Raw genomic sequence first — 16,646 nt, 5'->3', positions numbered from 1 at the left:
GTGGACGCTTCCAGGGGCTGTGGTTCGGCGGTGGTCACGACAGGGCTCGCTCGACGTCTGCTGGCTTTGGCACTTCCGCTGGCTTTCGCCCTTCTGCTTGTCCTGGCACGACGGCTGGTTCGCGCACGAAGTCTTGCGACAGCAGGCGTTCCAGAGGCGAGCGCTCGGCCTCGAGCGCTTGCACGGCATTCTCCACGGCCAGGTCGATGCCGGGCCGGCAGTAGAAGCCTCCATTGAGTTGAACGGTGTGCATGACCGTATCCCGGAAGCACTGAAAGAGTTCGGCACTCGGTGGGGGGGGGCGTTGCCAGAACTCGTCCAGACTGCCCTGGAAGGTCAGGCCGGCCATGTTGTAGATGGGGTCGCTCAGGGCCAGGGTCGGCAGGGTGTGCTCCAGGGAGACGATGCCAACGGTGCTGTTGACGGTGATGGTCCCCGCGGCGCGCTTGAGCAGCTTGTTCAGGTCGCCCGATTCCAGGTAGACGGTGCGCCCCTCCAGACCGTAGAAGCGTTCGAGCCGGGCGATGATGCGGGCATAACCGATCAGGCCCATATCCAGCGGATGGTTCTTGATGCACAGCAGGGCGTCGCCGGGAGCGTGCTCGGCGAAGGAGCCCATGACGTAGTCCAGCACCTCCTGCATGTTGGCGAACGGCGAGTGGTCGCGGATCTGGGCATCGCTGTTGAGCTGCAGCGGCAATACGAAGTAGGGGCGCTTGCCTTCGGCCAGGGCCCGGATGCGTTGGGCGTCCCGTGGCTTCCAGGCGCGCAGCTGGGTGAAGCGCTTCAGGTAACCGGCATACTCCACGGGGGCGATGACCGGCGCGTGATTGCGATAATGGGGGTAGAGCAGGGGATTGCCCAGCCCGGCCAGGTGGTAGAGCACGTCATGGGTGGCGCGCTCGCGGAAGGGGGTGCGGAAGCGTACCGGCTTGGGCAGCGGCGGGATCCGCCGGGCGGCGTCCTGGAACCAGGCGGGGTCGCGGGGCAGCAGCGAGTGGCCGTTGACGCCTTCCCGCTCGAGGGTGATCCAGAACGGACGGAAATAGCCCTCTTCGAAGACATGGGTGCGGATGCCCGTGGCCGGCGCGCCCTCGATGGCGGCTCGGTGCACGGGCCGGCGGTCGCCGAAGACGACCTGATCGGTGATGGCATGACGCTGCCAGAGGTCGGCGAGGAAGGCCGGCAGGGCCTCCAGGCGCTGGCGGAAGTGGTAGGTGTGGCCGATGCCGCGTCGCCAGTAGGCCAGATCCCCGGCATTGACGTGTACCTTGACGACACGGTGGCCGTCGGCGGCGAGTCGGCCGGCGAGCCGCCGGTGGAACGGGGAACAGGCCCCCTGCAGGAAGAGAAACGAGCGTCGTGGCAACTTCACGTCAATGCCTCCCCGTGAACGCATTGCGGTACCAGCGGTAGAGGCGTGTCCTCCAGCGCAACGTCTGGCCGTCGATCCGGCGTTGCTCCAGCAAGGCAATGGTCGTCTCGACATTGCAGAGCTGTGCCGTGCGAGGGTCCACGTAGATGGGGTAGAGGATCAGGGCCGCGGCGATCAGCGCCTCCAGGGTGAGGCGCCGCCGGCGCCGTGGTGAGTGGCGATGGTCGTGGGTGAGCCCCCAGCCGGCATAGAAGGGCAGGCCGTAGGTGGTGACCTCCCGTCCCCTGAGCAGGGCCTCGAAGCCGGTCAGCGAGCTGATGGTGTGGACCTCGTCGACCTGTTCCAGCAAGTGGCCGATGTCGACCTCGCCCACGTCGAGGTCATAGAGCGCCCGGTCGGCGGGGGCGAGGTCGCCCAGGCGTGCCCCGCTGAGCACATCGGGATGGGGCTTGTAGAGGATGCAGGCCTCGGGGTTGGCCTGGCGCACGGCGGCCAGCAGGGCGGCGTTGGTGCGGATCTCGCCGGCGCCACGGGCGATGGAGGCGTCGGTCTCCACCTGGCCGGGCACCAGCAGACGCCGCCGGCCGTCGCCAGGCGGCAGGGACCGGGCGCCGGCGACGTTGTACTTGGAGAGTCGCAGGCCCACCAGGCGCTCCCGCAAGGCGGCGGCACGCGTGAGCAAGTCGGCATCGAACTCGCCGTGTTCGAGCAGGTGTTCCAGGTCGCTGGGACGAGCGGGGTCGTAGTAGATGCCCCGCTGGTCGAGCACCAGCGAGAGCGGCCGGGCCAGGTCGACGCCCAGGCCCACCGAGCGGATGAAGCCGTCCTCCATGCGCCACAGCGGCACACCGGCCCGTGCGCAGGCGTCGTGCAGGCGGTCATCGACCCCGGTGGACCAGGCCAGCAGGCGTTCACCGGGGCGCGCGTGCTCGGGGGCGGCGGGACCGCGGCGATGACGGCAGTGGGCGTCGTCGCCGAGGAAGTCGCCGACGAAGCCGCGCTTCCAGCCGGAGAACCCGCAGGCGACCCAGTCCCCGGCCAGGCGCTCGCGCTGGCGACGCTGGTCGGTGATCAGCGCGATGGTGGCCTCCAGGGTGCTGGGCTGGCCGGTGTAGGGATTGGCGTAGCGGCAGTAGCGCAGGTAGGCGGCGGCGAACAGCTGCGCCAGGGAGCGCGTCAGACCACGCCGGGGACAGCTCTGGCGGTCGTCGGTGAGCCCCCAGCCGGCGAAGAAGGGGAGCCCATGGCAGACCACGCGCTTGCCCGCCAGCAGGGCCTCGAAGCCGAGCTGGCTGGTGACCACGTGAACCGTCTCGACGGCATCGAACAGGGCCCAGGGATTGAGGTCTTCGGCGATCAGCCGGCAGCGGGGATGGTCGGCATGTTCCAGCAGGTGCCCGGCCTTCCTGCCGGCGATGACGTCGGGATGCACCTTGACCAGGATCTCGGCCTCGGGGTGCTCGCGCAAGGCACGCTCGAGCATCGCCGTGAAGGTCTCGGTCCCGGCGCCGCCATGGAGGATGGAGGCGTCGCCACGGGTCTGATCGACCACCAGGACGCGCGGATGTTCGCTGTCGGGCAGGGCGCGGTCCGGCGCGTGGTTGTATTTCGACAGCCGATGGTGGGCGATCAGCGCCATGCATCGGCGCGAACGAGCCAGCTCTGCTGGGCCGAAATCGGCCGTCCGAATCAGCTCCTCCAGGTCGGAGGGACGAGACGCGTCGTAATAGATGCCTCGGGTGTCCACCACCAGGCTATGGGGCTGGAAGCCCGCGACGCCCAGCCCCAGCGAGCGCAGGAAGCCATCTTCCAGGGCGATGTAGGGTAGCCCGCGGCGCTCGGCGAGATGGCGAGCGCGTCGAGAGGTGGACTTGAGGCCCCAGCCGATGACGGCATCGATGGCGGATCGGGGCAGGATCCCCAGCGAGGCGATGCGCGCGAATTCCGGCAGGAAGGCCGGAAGCGCCGCCAGCCGGCCGATGCCACGTGATCTGTAGCCTGCGATGTGCCCTGCCATCGGCGATCCCTGAGTGAAGACTCTCTGCCGTGTCTTGTGACGGCCATCGTACGAAAAAGGGATTGCAAACTACGTGAAGTATTCGTTGTCTTCAATGCGTATTTGGCTGAGCTTATATTGCGCTTGTGGCCTAATGGCGACAGGGGGAAAGTCCCGCTCGGGGGACGCGGGTAGGGGAATTCGTGCGGCAAGGGACAACGAGAGTTGCTCCGTCGCGTCATGGGGATTTGGCCTGATCCACGAGGTGGCCTACCGGGCTGCTGATCGAGAAAATCAGGGTCATGAAGTTGGTCTAATGACGATGGATGCATGCGCATGTCATGGCCGCCCGGAACCGCTCGTTCATGCCCTTCCCGACGCGCGATGGTCAGGCCGAAGTGCCGGCGCCTCATGACCCGCTCGGCGTGCCGCTGCGCCGTCTCTTCCGCAAGCACGGCCGCCGCCTGATGAAGCCTCCCGGCCCTGTCTGCGGCTGACCTCCTACACTGAAAGGCACAGCGGCAATCGGGAGTTACGCCATGGGTGCGCGTCTGGTAAGGGGGCTGATGGCCGGGTTCGTGGCCACGCTGGTCATCTCGATGATCCTGATCCTGCGCATGGCGGCCGGGATCATCCCCTGGTACGACCCCATCGAGGTCATGAACCTGGCCGCCCAGGACCTGCTCGGCACGCCGGACAGCCGGATGCTGGCCTGGGGCATCCACTTCGCGGTGGGCACCCTGATCTGGGGCCTGCTGTTCGCGCTGCTGGTGCCCTACCTGCCGGGGCGCACGCCCACACGGCGGGGCCTGGAGTTCGGCGTGGCCAGCTGGCTGGTGGTGATGGTCACGGTCTTTCCCCTGGCGGGGTCCGGCCTGTTCGGCCTGGGCCTCGGGCTGGTGGCGCCGCTGTCCATGCTGCTCGCCCATGTGGTGTTCGGCGCGGTGATCGGCGCCGTCTATGGCTGGGCGAAAGGCGTGCTCTAGGTGGGCACCCCAGGCGCCTGTCGGACGTGGCGCCGATCGACGGCGCATCGCGGGCTGTCGGTCAATCGCCGTTCGGCGTGACGCCCCGCGAGGCGGTCACGGCAGGGCGGCGAGACGACCGCATCGGAGCGCCCGACGCTGCCCGGGCAGGGGAGCCATGCGTTACCCGCTTTCCGGCGGCGAGCCGCCTGGGCCGGCGTGACTGAGCGCCGAGGAGGTCACAGCATGGCGGAGATCACCGAGGCTCGACAGCTCTGCGTCGACCTGGCCGCGCACGGCAAGGCGGTCGACCGCTGCCTGATCGGCGTCGAGCACGAGGTCTTCCTGTTCACCCGGGCGGACCGCCGTCCCTTGCCCTATGCGGGGCGGGACGGCATTCGGGCCGTGCTCGAGGCCTTCCAGCGCTTCGGCTGGAGGCCGAGTCGGGAGCGGGAGCGACTGGTCGGCCTGACCCGCGGCGAGGCCGCCATCACCCTGGAGCCGGCCGGACAGCTGGAGCTGTCCGGAGCACCCTGGTCGGACCTGCACGGCGTGCAGGTGGAGCTGCTGGGCTTCCGACGCGAGCTGGCGGAGATCGCCGCGGCGATGGGGCTGGGCGTCATGGCCCTGGGCTTCGCCCCGGAGTGGACCCGCAGGGAGATGGGCTGGGTGCCCAAGAGCCGCTATCGGATCATGCGTGCCTACATGCCCAGGGTGGGGGTACACGGCAAGGACATGATGACCCGCAGCTGTGCCTTCCAGCTGAACGTCGACTTCTGCAGCGAGCAGGACATGCGCGCCAAGTTCCGGGTGGCCATGGCGCTGCAGCCGCTGGTCATGGTGGCCCTGGCCAATTCGCCCTTCGCCGATGGCCGCGACAGCAACCTGACCTCCTACCGCCATTACGTCTGGCTGCATACCGATTCGGCGCGCTGCGGCATCCTCCCGCTGGCGTTGTCGCCGACGCTGTCCTTCGCCGAGTTCGTGGACCGGGCGCTGGCGGTGCCGATGTACTCGGTGGCGCGCCACGGCGAGCACCTCGACCTCGCCGGGCGCCGCTTCCCCGACATGATGCGCGGCGCCCTGCCGGAGCTGCCCGGCGAGCGGCCGACGCTGCAGGACTGGAAGGCCCACCTCAACACCCTGATGCACGACGTGCGCCTGAAGGATCACCTGGAGTTGCGCGGCAACGACTCCCTGAGCCTGGAGTACGGCCTGGCGCTGGCGGCCTTCTGGACCGGCATCCTCTACGACCGCCAGGCCCTGTCAGGCGCCCTGGCCCTGGTGGCGGATTGCGACGTCGCCCGCCTCAACCAGCTGCGCCACGAACTGCCCCGCTACGGCCTGGCGGAGAGCGAGCGGATCCCGGTCGCGGGCATCTATGCGGCCGATTCCTTCGCCGAGGCCCTGGAGCGCGCCCTGGCCCTGGCCGAGGCCGGCCTCCGGCGACGCCACCGACTGGACGCCCAGGGGCAGGACGAGCGGCGGTATCTGCGCCCGCTCCAGGCGGTCGTCGCACTGGGGCGGAGCCCCGCCGAACACTGGCGGTCGCGCTACCATGGCCGGTGGCGCGGCGATCTCCGTCCCCTCTACGAACGCGCCAGCCTGTGAACCGTCGCGAGTCGGCGGCGACGGGTACTTGGGCGCGGGGGCACCATGGCGCAGCCGAGGATGGGCCCGGCCGATGATCTATCCGCAATACCCGGCCTTCGTGGTCGAGGACATCGTGCGCCTTCGCCGGCGGCTGGCGCACGCGGGGATTCCGCCGCGGTGCACCGATGGCAACTTCATCGTCGGCACCTGGAATCTCCGGGATTTCGGCGGCCTGTTCGATGACTGGATCGAGAACCCGGACTCGCCCAAGCGCAACCTGCGGGGACTGGCCATCATCGCCGAGGTCGTGCGCCGCTTCGACGTGGTGGCCCTGCAGGAGGTCAAGCGGCAGACGACGGCGCTGCGGGTGCTCCAGGAGCGCTTCCTGGGACCGCACTGGGACCTGATGCTCACCGACGTCACCGCCGGGGACAAGGGCCGCCAGGAGCGCCAGGCCTACCTGTTCGACCGCCGGCGGATCTCGCCGTCGGGGCTGGCCGGCGAGATCGTGCTGCCGCCCACCGCCGATGGCGATCCCCAGGAGCAGTTCGACCGCACGCCCTACCTGGTGGGCTTCCAGGCGGGCGGCGAGCACTTCGCGCTGCTCAGCGCGCATATCCGCTATGGCGATGAACCGGCCGAGCGGCTTCCCGAGCTGCGCCGGCTGGCCCGCTTCGTGGCCCGGGAGATCCGCGACCGCGCCCGCGAGGACGGCGCCGAGGAGGCCAACCTGATCGTGCTCGGCGACTTCAACATCGACCGGCGCCAGGGCAACCCGCTGTTCGATGCCTTCGTGGAAACCGGGCTGTGGGTGCCCGAGGCCCTGCGCACCCTGGCCACCACCTATGGCACCGCGGCCAAGCACTACGACCAGATCGCCTGGTTCCGCGACGACATGGCCCTGCGGCCCACCGGGCGGGCCGGCCTGCTGGACTTCGCCGGCGCCGTCTTCCAGGAGCTCAGCCTCTTCCAGATGAGCTACCGGGTCAGCGACCACTTTCCGCTGTGGGTCGAGTTTGCCCTGGACCGCAGCGACGAGACCCTGGCCAGGACCCTGGGCGTGGATGCCAACGGGCCGGATCCCTTCGGCGGGGTCGCCGACTGAGCCGCCGACTGAGCCACCGGCGAGGCGGCCCTCCCTCGTCCTGCCTCGCCGTGCTCGTCCTTGCGATGTCCCTATCGGTGGGATATGTGTCATTGAGGACATTCCGTCCGTCTTCCAGACTCGGGGACGTCGCCTTGATTCCCGGAGCCCCCGATGTCCCCCTTGCCCTCATCGCCCCCCGCACGCCGCGTGGTGCTGGTCGCCTACCCCGACTGCCAGGTCCTCGATGTCAGCGGCCCCTGGCAGGTCTTCGCGAGTGCCAACGACCTCTCGGGCCAGACGCTTTACGAACTGAACCTGGTCGCTCGCTCCCCCGGTCGCGTGGTCACCAACGGTGGCCTGGTGATGATGGCCGATCTCGATTGGGCGGGCCTGGAGGCTCTGGGGGCGCCCGACACGCTGCTGGCCGCCGGGGGCAGTGGCGTCTTCAGCCAATGCCGCCAGCGTTACCATATCGATGGCCTGCGCGAGCTGGCCCCCGATGTCAGGCGCCTGGGCGCCATCTGCAGCGGTGCCTTCCTGCTGGCGGAAGCGGGATTGCTGGATGACCGCCGGGTCACCACCCACTGGCGTCACTGCAGCAGCCTGGCCCGGCAGTATCCGCGCCTCCGCGTCATCCCCGATGCCCTCTACGTCGAGGATGGGGGCCGCTATACCAGCGCCGGGGTCACCGCCGGCATCGACCTGGCCCTGTCGCTGGTCGAGGCCGACCATGGGGCCGCCCTGGCCGGCCGCGTCGCCCGGGAACTGGTGATGTTCCTGCATCGTCCCGGCGGTCAGGCGCAGTTCAGCGAGGCGCTGCAGCATCAACAGCGCGCCACCGGTCCGTTGCGCGAGCTGGTCGGCCGGCTCCATGCCGACCCCGCGGGCGATCACAGCCTGGAGAGCATGGCGGCCCGGATGGCGGTCACCCCGCGCCACCTCTCGAGGCTGTTCCGCCGCTACCTGGATACCTCGCCCGGTGCCTACCTGACGCGCCTGCGCCTGGAGGGGGCCCGCCTGAGCCTGCTGAACGCCCGTCCCGCGCCGCCGCTGGAGCGCCTCGCTACGCAATGGCGACTGGGCGGCGCCGAACAGCTCCGGCGCCTGTTCCACCGCCAGTATGGCGTCTCGCCGTCGGTCTACCGGCAGCGCTTCGCGACCACGCCCCCGGCTTCCCCGTCTCACGCCCTCGAGGACATGCCATGCGCCTGACCGTCCCCCTGCTGTCGCTCTGCCAGGCCCTGCTGGTCAGCGGCAATATCCTGCTGATCGCCGTGTCGCCGCTGATCGGCGCGCAACTCGCGCCGGCTCCCGCCTGGTCCACCGCCCCGGTGGCGACCCAGTGGCTGGGGCTGATGTGCGCCACCCTCCCGGCCTCGCTGATCATGGCGCGCCTGGGGCGTCGCCGGGGCTTCGTGCTCGGCAACCTGCTGGGGCTCGCCGGCGCGGCGCTCGCCGTGGCGGCCCTGCACGGCCAGCAATTCCCGCTGTTCCTGGTCGCCACCTGGCTGATCGGCATCGGCATCGGCTTCGGGCAGCTGTATCGCTTCGCCGCCGTGGAGGCGGCCCCGGCCGGCGGGCGGGACAGGGCCATCGGCATGGTCATGGGCGGCGGCGTCCTGGCGGCCTTCTTCGGTCCCTGGCTGGCTCGCCACAGTCACGCCCTCGCCGACACCCCTTATCTGGGGAGCTTCATCGGCCTGGGGGTCCTGTATCTGTGTGCCCTGGCGCTGCTGGCCTTCATCCGCCTGCCCGAGCCCTCCCGGGACGCTGCGGTCGGCGAGTGCCGGCCCCTGGCCGAGATCGTCACGCAGCCGGTCTTCGTGCTGGCGGTGGTCAGCGCCATGGTCGGCTACGGCGTGATGAACCTGGCCATGACCGCCACACCGCTGGCCATGGCCGAGGCCGGCCACACCTTCGACCATGTGGCCACCACCATCCAATGGCATGTGGTGGCGATGTTCCTGCCATCCTTCGTCACCGGCCGGCTGACGGCCCGGTTCGGCGCCACGCGCATGATCGGCGCTGGCTGCCTGCTGTTGATCGCCAGCACCCTGGTGGCCCAGGTCGAGGCCGGCCTGGCGGGCTTCCACAGCGGCTTGATCCTGCTGGGCCTGGGCTGGAACTTCACCTTCCTGCCGGCCACCGGCCTGCTCACCGAGGCCCACCGGCCCATCGAGAAGGCCCGTACCCAGGCGACCAACGAGTTCCTGGTGTTCTCGACCGTGGCCATCTCCGCGCTACTGGCGGGGCCCGCCGCCGATGCCCTGGGCTGGCCACGGCTCAACGCGTTGTTGATCCCGCTGTGCACGGTACCGCTGGCACTGCTGGGCGCCCGACACCTTGGCTTCCGGGGCCGCCCGCAGACCGGCGACTGAGAGGCACTCCGCCAGGCACCGAGGGACAGCTGCGATGAGGGACCGGCAGCCGAGCCCCTGGCGCTCCCTCCCTACGCGCATCCCGGCGGCCGCCAGCGGGCTGCCACGGCGATCACCACCGCGGCGAGCGGCAGCCAGGCGCCCGGCGCCCCGAGCAGCAGCAGGGTGGCGGCGCTGGTCAGGCACCACAGGGCGGGAATCGCCAGCAGCGCCCAGCCGCGTCGCGCCGGCTGCACCAGCACCGCCACGCCGAGGGTAGCGATGGCCAGCGGGTCGGGGGCGAGGCCGATCACCTCGGCGCCGGCCAGGCCGTGGCCATGCAGCAGGGCGGTGAGCGGATGCCCGAAGACCGCGTAGGCGACCAGCGCGAGGCCCGCCCACCGCGCCGGCGCCCGGCGGGAGGCCGTCACGCGAACGCCGCGCCCCAGGCCCAGGACGAGCAGCAGCAGCGCCTGGAGGGCGAACAGCGGCAGCAGGTAGCGGATGCCCCAGTTGACCGGCGCGTAGCGCTGCCACAGGAAGGCCCAGGCGACGAAGCCCCAGGCCGCCGCCAGCCCGGCCAGGGCCAGGCGCCTCCGCCCGGCGGCGGGGCGCCACAGCGCCAGCAGCAGGCCGGCGCCGAGGGCCAGGGCGAGCCACTGGGCCGGCCACAGCGCCTGGTTGTGCAGCACGAACAGCCGCTCGTAGACCCGCAGCGAGACCATCAGCAGGTCCCCGGGGCGGTAGGTCCACCACTCGCTCATGGCGTCATCCCGCTACAGGGCCCGCACATGCTCGGCCATCCGCCGGCGCAGCGCGGCATCCGGCAGCGGCTCGCGGGCCGCGGCCAGGTTCTCGCGCACGTGGTCGACCCGGGTGGTGGCGGGAATCGCGCAGCTCACCGCGGGGTGGGAGACGATGAACTTGAGGATCACCTGCGCCCAGCTCTCGGCGCCGATCTCGGCCGCCCAGCCGGGCAGCGGCTCGCCCGCCAGGCGGCGAACCAGGCGCTTGCGCTGGAAGGGGCGGTTGGCGATCACCCCGAGGCCGCGCTCGCGGGCCAGCGGCAGCAGGCGCGCCTCGGCCTCGCGGTCGACGATGTTGTAGGTGAGCTGCACGAAGTCGATGTCGGCGTCGCGCATGATGCGCTCGAGGGTTCCGTGGCGGCGGCCGTGGGAGGTGGTGATGCCGATGTGGCGCACCTCGCCGGCGGCTTTCATGGCCTGCAGCGTATCCAGGTTGGCCTCCCAGGCCAGCAGGTTGTGCACCTGCAGCAGGTCGAAGCGCGGCACGCCCCAGTCACGCCGTGAGGCCTCGATCTGCGAGGGCCCCTCGGCGGCGTTCGAGGTCCAGACCTTGTCGGTCGCATAGACCTTGCCGGCGGCGTCGAGGGTGGCCAGTCCGTGGCCGATGGTCGCCTGGGAGGTGCCGTACATCGGCGAGGAGTCGATCATCCGCCCGCCGCCGGCGAAGAAGGCGGCCATCACCGCCGTGCATTCCTCGAGCAGCAGCGGGTCGTCGCCGACGTTGAAGGTGATCCAGCTGCCGAGGCCCACCAGCGGCAGGGCCTCGCCGATCGCCGGCACCTCGCGGGTCAGGATCTCGCTCCCGCGGGCGGGGAAAGGGGGCAGCGCCGCACCGGCGGCGAGGGCCAGCAGGCCGCCGAGCAGCCGCCGGCGCGACAGGCGTTGGGATTCCAGAGACATGGGCCCTCCGGTGTGGCGTGCTGTGGGCAGTGTAGACGGCCCACACACGCCGTGGCCGGCTCAGGCCGTCCCGAGCATCGCGTCGGAGACCTCGATGAGCAACCGGCCCTCGTCGCCGATGCCGAGGTCTCCGGTCGCCTCGCTGGTGATCATCGACGCGAGGACGTTGCCGGCAATGACCTTGCGTGCACGGGGCGTCATCGCTGTCTTCTCCAGTGCCTCGGGGGTGGGCTACGCTTTGTCTGAAAACTGCCTGCGCTCGCCCATCCGGCGTTAAAAATCGGCTCGTGCGCGAGCCCGGTCAAAGTACTCATTTACACCGCGTAAACTCCGTCTTTTGACTCGCGACCTCCATGTCGCTCGCTCTGCGAGCAGCGGAGCTGCCCAAATCGGCTGTCCTTGCCGATTTGTCACCGATTTTTGCCTTGTGACCCACATGGATGTGGGAAATGCGTTGGCCCGCCGGGAGCGGGCCTAGCCCTGGCCATCGCTCGTCGACTTTTCAGACAAAGCTTAGTGGCGCTCGCCGGCCGAGCGGGGCGCGCGCCTGCGACGGATCAGCAGGCGCAGGCGTTCGACCGCCAGCCCGGCGGCGAGGCCGATCACGGCGCCCCCCAGCAGGGTCGCCACCGCCGTGACCCCGATCACCGGGCGGCAGTCGGGACGGGCGTCGACCAGCCGGCGGCCGAGCATCAGCTCGGCGGCGGCGAAGGCAAGCAGGGCGCCGATCACCGGGGCGGGAACGGCGGCGAGCCAGGCCATCACCCCGGGGCCGAGCAGGGCGGCCAGGGCACAGGCGGTGGCCATCAGCAGGGGGGCCCCGGGCCCGCGGGCGCCGAAGCGGTGGTGGGCGGCGATGCCGCCGGCCCCATGACACATCGGCATGGCGCCGAGCGGCGCCAGCGCCAGGTTGAGCAGCCCGCTGGAGGCGGCCAGGCGGCGCGGGCTGACCGTCGCGTCGTGCTGCGGATACAGGGAGTGGGTCACCGCTGCGGCCACCACCACGGCGTTGAGCAGCGTCAGCGGCAGCTGGGCGATCACCCCGGTGGCCACGGCCCCGGCCGAGACACCGTCATCGGCGGGCGGCAGCGGCAGGCCCGGCGGCGCGTCCGGCGTGCCGAGCAGCAGGCCGGCGGCCACCACCAGCAGCGCCCAGGGACCGCGTGGCCAGGCCCAGGACAGCCCCAGTACCGCCAGGGCGGGGACGGCGATGGCCCAGCCCTCGGCCATCAGGCGCAGCGCCATGCTCATCAGCATCAGCCCCAGGCCCGCCTGCAGGCCGGTGACCACCGACTGCGGCAGGCCGCGGGCCACGGCGGTCAGGCGCGGCGTGGCGGCCAGCAGCAGCAGGATCAGGCCGATCAGCGCGCCCGCCCAGGCGGTCTCGCTGGCGCCGAGGCCGCCGGTAAGGATCACCGCCCCCAGCGCCTTCATCGGCTGCACGGCGATCGGCAGCCGATAGAGCAGGGCGACCAGCAGGTAGCCGGCCGCGAATCCCAGGAAGACCGGCCTGGGCGCCAGGACGCCCAGGCCCACGGCGGCAATCACGTAGGGCAGCAGGGTGCCGAGATCGCCGCAGGCACCGGACACCTCGCCGGACAGGCCCCTCAGGGCTTCCCGCCGGCGGGCTCGATGGTTGTGGGTCGTCATGATTCTCCACTGTAGGCGCCTGTCGGGCGTAACGCCGATCGACCGCGAATCCCGGGCGTTGGGCCAACGTCATTCGCTCTGTGTCGTTAATATCACGCGGTTCGCCTCAACGGATCGAGACCTTTGGCTCGAGATCCGTGAATCTCGTGGCGATCGGTCACCTCCGACAGGCGCCTGTCTCACCCGGGGCCGCCATCCCCGCCCCCGGGACACTCGGCGGCCCGGCAGCCCGGCAGCCCGTTCCTGGCTTGCTCCCCCGACGCCGATCCTGTCATGCGATACCTCGGCTCGGCCAGTGGGCGAGTGAGGGGGGCCGGGTGGCCGACTCGGCGGCGAGACGGTGGAGGCGCCCATCAGGGGCTATGTTGTGGGGTAGTAACGCCGGCCGGGCTGGCCGCCGAGCCCCCGCCCGCGCCGACATCCTCCACAAGAGATCGACATGGCGAGACCGGATCGCAGCCCCGACGCCCCGCAAGACCGTCCGCCCAAGGGGGGCGGGCAGGGCCCGCCCGTCCCACCGCCGCTGCGCCCCCGGCGGCAGCAATGGCTGATGTTCCTGTGGCTGGCGATCGTCATCCTGGTGGTCGCGAACTTCATGGAGGCGACGCAACGGCCGGAGCGGGTCGAGATGATCTACTCCGAGTTCCTCGAGGCCGTCGAACAGGGACGGGTCGAGGAGGTCATCCTGCGCGGGCAGTCCGTGGAGGGCAGCTTCACCGAGCAGGCCCGCACCCGGGGCGACCTCGACGCGGGAGAGGGATTCCGCACCACCCGGCCGACGGTGGAGGGGCGCCAGCTGCTGGATCGCCTCCAGGCCCACGGCGTCAGGATCATCGCCCGACCGGAGGACCCGCCCTGGTGGCAGAGCATGCTGATGCTGGTGGTGCCCTGGATCCTGCTGCTCGCCTTCCTGTTCTGGTTCTGGAACCGCATGCAGCAGCGCCTGATGTCGGGGGGCGGCCCCTTCGGCATTGGCCAGTCCAAGGCGCGCCAGATCAAGGCCGAGGAAAGCGAGGTGCGCATGGAGGACGTGGCGGGTTCGGAGAACGCCAAGCGCGACATCTTCGAGGTGGTCGACTTCCTCAAGCAGCCCGAGCGTTACCGCGCCCTGGGCGCCAAGGTGCCCCACGGCATCCTGATGATGGGCCCGCCGGGGACCGGCAAGACCCTGATGGCCAAGGCCGTGGCCGGCGAAGCGGGGGTGCCCTTCTTCAGCATCAGCGGTTCGGAGTTCATCGAGATGTTCGTCGGTGTGGGGGCCGCCCGGGTCCGCGACCTGTTCAAGCAGGCCAAGCAGCAGGCGCCCTCGGTGATCTTCATCGACGAGCTGGACTCCATCGGCCGGGCCCGGGGCACGGGCATGGGCGGCGGACACGACGAGCGCGAGCAGACCCTGAACCAGATCCTCTCGGAGATGGACGGCTTCGAGTCGCACCATTCGGTGGTGGTGCTCTCCGCCACCAACCGCCCCGACGTGCTCGACTCGGCGCTGCTGCGCCCGGGGCGCTTCGATCGCAAGATCGTCCTGGAGATGCCCCACCGCCAGGCCCGGGAGGCGATCCTCGCGGTGCATACCCGCGACATGCCGCTGGCCGACGACGTCGATCTGGCGCGGCTGGCCGCCATCACCACCGGTTTCTCCGGGGCGGACCTGGCCAACCTGGCCAACGAGGCGGCGCTGCTGGCCGGGCGCCGGGAGCGGGAGATCATCGACTGGGCCTGCTTCTCGAATGCCCGCGACCGCGTGCTGCTGGGTGAGGCCAAGGATGTCGCCCTGTCCGAGGAGGAGCGCCACCGGGTGGCCTATCACGAGTCCGGGCACGCCCTGCTGGCCTACCTGCTGCCCCAGGCCGACCCCCTCGAGAAGGTGACCGTGCTGCCCCGGGGGCAGGCCCTCGGGGTCACCGCCCAGGTGCCGGACGAGGAGCGCTTCACCTATGGGGAGGCCTATCTGCGTGATCGCCTGACCGTGATGTACGGTGGTCGGCTGGCCGAGGCCATCGTCTTCGGCGAGGTCAGCAGCGGCGCCCAGGACGACCTCGACCAGGCCACCAGGTTGGCGCGGCGCATGGTGGCTCGCTGGGGCATGAGCGAGCGGGTCGGCCCGGTGGTCTTCACCCAGAGCCATGAGCATGTCTTCCTCGGCAAGGAGATCTCGCAGCCCCGGGAGCACAGCGAGGAGACCGCCAGCCTGGTGGACGCGGAGATCCGTCGACTGCTCACCGATGTCGAGTCGCATGGCCGGGCATTGCTCGAGCGTCACCGCGAGGCCCTGGACGCCCTGGCCGAGGCGCTGGAGCGTCGCGAGACCCTCGAGTTCGAGGAGATCCATGCGCTGCTCGAGACGCACCTTCCCGGCGCTGCCGACGAGACCCCGGAGCGCCGGGCCCATCGGGGAGCGCCAGCGGCCAAGGGGCGGGATGCCTGAGGCCGCGCGGGGACGGCGCGCTACTGAGCGAGGGGCACTGCGCCATCGCGGTGGTTTCTTTGCGCATCGCCATGGCGCTGGCTTTACTGAACGCAGGGGAGAGATGGCCAGGCGCCGGCCGGGGGAGAGGGTCGCAGGATGTCGCGCCTGGTCCGGATGGTTGGGCGAATCCGACGACGGAACGCGGCCTTCGCCATCGAGGGTGCCGGTTGCGGCCAGAACCGTGCACCGGCACGGAGCGGGAGGAGAGCATGTCCAGTGCTGACGAGGTGATCCAGGCCATGTGCCGGTCTTATGCCAATGCGGTGAACGCGAGTGACGCGGCGAGCTATGCGGCGCTGTTCACCGAGGATGCGATTCGCATGCCGCCCGACGGGATGCCCGAATACGGGCCCGAGGCGATCCGGCGGGCCGAGCAGGCCGACTACGACGAGGCGAAGCTGAATGTCGTCTTCACGCCCCGGGACGCCCTGGAGATCGCCGAGGGCTGGGCCTACGGCATCGCCGACGTCGAGGCGTCCATGGTCGACTACGAGAGCCGCGAGGCGTCCGATGTCCGGCTGACGGTGGCGTGGCTGCTGGAGCAACAGCCGTCGGGCGAGTGGCGGATCAAGCGGCAGATGTGGAACCGCAAGCCGGCGGCGGCCTGAGCCACGCCAGCGGCCTGCGGGGCGGGGAGGCAGGACGGCAAGGAAGCCGTGAAAGCGGACGGTGTCCTCCCGCGATGACCGGGGGTTCGCCTTTTCGTGCCACGTTGTGACAAGGGTGCCGTCTCAGGCGAGGCGGCTGACGGGGTGTCGGTGGGCCGGTCGCGGGGCGAGGGCATGCCTCCCCCGCACCGGGCCGCCGGCAGGCAGGAGGGTGGAATCATGAGCAAGTGCAGCAGGAGTCTCGGGGCCGCGTTGGCCGTTTTCCTGATGGTGGTGATGCCCGGCACGGCGATGTCCCAGGAGGGGGACGAGCCACAGGCGTCCCTGTTCGAGCGGCTGGGGGGGCTGGCGCCGATCACGGTGGTGGTGAGCGACTTCATCGACCACCTCGTCGAGGATCCCGTGCTCAACGCCAACCCGGCGGTCGATGCGGCGCGACAGCGCGTGCCGGCGGCCTACCTGAAATACCGGGTGACGTCGCTGGTCTGCCAGTCCACCGGCGGTCCCTGCCAGTACCAGGGCCGCGGGATGAAGGAGTCGCATGCCCATCTCGAAATCACCGAGGCAGAGTGGAATCACATGGTCGAGGTCTTCAAGGAAGTCCTCGCCGAGCATGGCGTACCCGACCCGGAGACCGAGGAACTGCTCGCCATCGTGGGCTCCACCAGGGACGACATCGTCTCCACCGGCAGCGGTAGCTGAGCGCCACGCGCCTTCCCCCGGGCACGGCGCATCTGCCGGCGCCCGGAGGGGGCTCGGCGCGGGCGTCGCGCCAGGGCCGCGACAGGGGACGCCCGGACGTGGTGAACTGTCCCACGACTCCCCGGCAGGCAAGGACG

Annotated in this window: 15 protein-coding genes; 9 read left to right on the top strand and 6 right to left on the bottom strand. The window is 70.6% G+C overall.

Annotated elements, in window-relative coordinates; all coding sequences use genetic code 11:
- Positions 1–34: 34 nt before the first annotated feature.
- Together QWY76_RS15830 and QWY76_RS15825 are read right to left on the bottom strand one after the other, a co-directional pair.
- On the bottom strand, positions 35–1,375 hold the full coding sequence (locus QWY76_RS15830; protein WP_290312269.1) for a capsule polysaccharide biogenesis protein: 1,341 nt from the start codon (positions 1,373–1,375) through the stop codon (positions 35–37).
- 1 nt (position 1,376) lies between these two features.
- Complete coding sequence (locus tag QWY76_RS15825) at positions 1,377–3,392, bottom strand: capsule polysaccharide biogenesis protein (protein ID WP_290312268.1); 2,016 nt, start codon at positions 3,390–3,392, stop codon at positions 1,377–1,379.
- A 305-nt stretch (positions 3,393–3,697) separates the two neighbouring features.
- Here QWY76_RS15825 and QWY76_RS15820 point away from each other — a divergent pair, with 305 nt between their 5' ends.
- The 6 genes from QWY76_RS15820 (at position 3,698) to QWY76_RS15795 (ending at position 9,394) form a co-directional block, all read left to right on the top strand.
- Entirely contained in the window at positions 3,698–3,868 is a 171-nt protein-coding gene (locus QWY76_RS15820; RefSeq protein WP_290312267.1) for a hypothetical protein, read from the top strand.
- 42 nt (positions 3,869–3,910) lie between these two features.
- A complete protein-coding gene (locus QWY76_RS15815; RefSeq protein WP_290312265.1) occupies positions 3,911–4,357 on the top strand; it encodes a DUF6789 family protein in 447 nt (148 codons plus the stop codon).
- Positions 4,358–4,582: 225 nt separating this feature from the next.
- Positions 4,583–5,947 (top strand): glutamate--cysteine ligase, encoded by a 1,365-nt coding sequence (locus tag QWY76_RS15810; protein ID WP_290312264.1) that lies wholly within the window; start codon positions 4,583–4,585, stop codon positions 5,945–5,947.
- A 73-nt stretch (positions 5,948–6,020) separates the two neighbouring features.
- A complete protein-coding gene (locus QWY76_RS15805; protein ID WP_290312263.1) occupies positions 6,021–7,034 on the top strand; it encodes an endonuclease/exonuclease/phosphatase family protein in 1,014 nt (337 codons plus the stop codon).
- 153 nt (positions 7,035–7,187) lie between these two features.
- A complete protein-coding gene (locus QWY76_RS15800) occupies positions 7,188–8,228 on the top strand; it encodes a GlxA family transcriptional regulator (protein ID WP_290312262.1) in 1,041 nt (346 codons plus the stop codon).
- On the top strand, positions 8,219–9,394 hold the full coding sequence (locus tag QWY76_RS15795) for an MFS transporter (RefSeq protein ID WP_290312261.1): 1,176 nt from the start codon (positions 8,219–8,221) through the stop codon (positions 9,392–9,394). Before QWY76_RS15800 ends, QWY76_RS15795 begins: the two co-directional genes overlap by 10 nt.
- Positions 9,395–9,465: 71 nt before the next feature.
- On the opposite strand, the gene QWY76_RS15790 is transcribed toward QWY76_RS15795, so the two are convergent.
- The 4 genes from QWY76_RS15790 to QWY76_RS15775 form a co-directional block, all read right to left on the bottom strand.
- Positions 9,466–10,137, bottom strand: coding sequence for a DUF6064 family protein (locus QWY76_RS15790; RefSeq protein ID WP_290312260.1), 672 nt, complete (start codon positions 10,135–10,137; stop codon positions 9,466–9,468).
- Positions 10,138–10,149: 12 nt separating this feature from the next.
- A complete protein-coding gene (locus tag QWY76_RS15785) occupies positions 10,150–11,079 on the bottom strand; it encodes an aldo/keto reductase (protein ID WP_290312259.1) in 930 nt (309 codons plus the stop codon).
- 60 nt (positions 11,080–11,139) lie between these two features.
- On the bottom strand, positions 11,140–11,280 hold the full coding sequence (locus QWY76_RS15780) for a hypothetical protein (protein WP_290312258.1): 141 nt from the start codon (positions 11,278–11,280) through the stop codon (positions 11,140–11,142).
- A gap of 312 nt (positions 11,281–11,592) precedes the next feature.
- Positions 11,593–12,729, bottom strand: a complete 1,137-nt coding sequence (locus tag QWY76_RS15775) for a molybdate transporter family protein (RefSeq protein WP_290312257.1) — start codon at positions 12,727–12,729, stop codon at positions 11,593–11,595.
- Positions 12,730–13,168: 439 nt separating this feature from the next.
- On the opposite strand from QWY76_RS15775, the gene ftsH reads away from it, so the two are divergent.
- From ftsH to QWY76_RS15760, 3 genes are all read left to right on the top strand, one after another.
- Positions 13,169–15,157 carry an ATP-dependent zinc metalloprotease FtsH gene (gene ftsH, locus QWY76_RS15770; protein WP_290312256.1) on the top strand — a complete coding sequence of 663 codons (1,989 nt, stop codon included), beginning with the start codon at positions 13,169–13,171 and terminating at the stop codon, positions 15,155–15,157.
- A 251-nt stretch (positions 15,158–15,408) separates the two neighbouring features.
- The gene (locus tag QWY76_RS15765) at positions 15,409–15,807 is read left to right on the top strand and encodes a YybH family protein (RefSeq protein WP_290312255.1); all 399 of its coding nucleotides are present in this window, start codon (positions 15,409–15,411) and stop codon (positions 15,805–15,807) included.
- Positions 15,808–16,026: 219 nt separating this feature from the next.
- Positions 16,027–16,509: a group I truncated hemoglobin gene (locus tag QWY76_RS15760; RefSeq protein ID WP_290312253.1), complete on the top strand. Its 483-nt coding sequence runs from the start codon at positions 16,027–16,029 to the stop codon at positions 16,507–16,509.
- Positions 16,510–16,646: the final 137 nt, after the last annotated feature.

Origin of the sequence: Halomonas maura, assembly GCF_030409305.1 — a bacterium.
In the GTDB taxonomy this organism is placed as follows: Bacteria; Pseudomonadota; Gammaproteobacteria; order Pseudomonadales; family Halomonadaceae; genus Halomonas; species Halomonas maura.
Note: the sequence above shows the minus strand (reverse complement) of the source record. Positions and strands in the feature narration are given on the sequence as shown.

Bases quoted from the DNA above. Each gene is read 5' to 3' on its own strand.
- QWY76_RS15825 (WP_290312268.1), bottom strand. From the start codon at position 3,392: ATGGCAGGGCACATCGCAGGCTACAGATCACGTGGCATCGGCCGGCTG.
- QWY76_RS15820 (WP_290312267.1), top strand. From the start codon at position 3,698: ATGCATGCGCATGTCATGGCCGCCCGGAACCGCTCGTTCATGCCCTTC.
- QWY76_RS15815 (WP_290312265.1), top strand. From the start codon at position 3,911: ATGGGTGCGCGTCTGGTAAGGGGGCTGATGGCCGGGTTCGTGGCCACG.
- QWY76_RS15810 (WP_290312264.1), top strand. From the start codon at position 4,583: ATGGCGGAGATCACCGAGGCTCGACAGCTCTGCGTCGACCTGGCCGCG.
- QWY76_RS15805 (WP_290312263.1), top strand. From the start codon at position 6,021: ATGATCTATCCGCAATACCCGGCCTTCGTGGTCGAGGACATCGTGCGC.
- QWY76_RS15800 (WP_290312262.1), top strand. From the start codon at position 7,188: ATGTCCCCCTTGCCCTCATCGCCCCCCGCACGCCGCGTGGTGCTGGTC.
- QWY76_RS15795 (WP_290312261.1), top strand. From the start codon at position 8,219: ATGCGCCTGACCGTCCCCCTGCTGTCGCTCTGCCAGGCCCTGCTGGTC.
- QWY76_RS15790 (WP_290312260.1), bottom strand. From the start codon at position 10,137: ATGAGCGAGTGGTGGACCTACCGCCCCGGGGACCTGCTGATGGTCTCG.
- QWY76_RS15785 (WP_290312259.1), bottom strand. From the start codon at position 11,079: ATGTCTCTGGAATCCCAACGCCTGTCGCGCCGGCGGCTGCTCGGCGGC.
- QWY76_RS15780 (WP_290312258.1), bottom strand. From the start codon at position 11,280: ATGACGCCCCGTGCACGCAAGGTCATTGCCGGCAACGTCCTCGCGTCG.
- QWY76_RS15775 (WP_290312257.1), bottom strand. From the start codon at position 12,729: ATGACGACCCACAACCATCGAGCCCGCCGGCGGGAAGCCCTGAGGGGC.
- ftsH (WP_290312256.1), top strand. From the start codon at position 13,169: ATGGCGAGACCGGATCGCAGCCCCGACGCCCCGCAAGACCGTCCGCCC.
- QWY76_RS15765 (WP_290312255.1), top strand. From the start codon at position 15,409: ATGTCCAGTGCTGACGAGGTGATCCAGGCCATGTGCCGGTCTTATGCC.
- QWY76_RS15760 (WP_290312253.1), top strand. From the start codon at position 16,027: ATGAGCAAGTGCAGCAGGAGTCTCGGGGCCGCGTTGGCCGTTTTCCTG.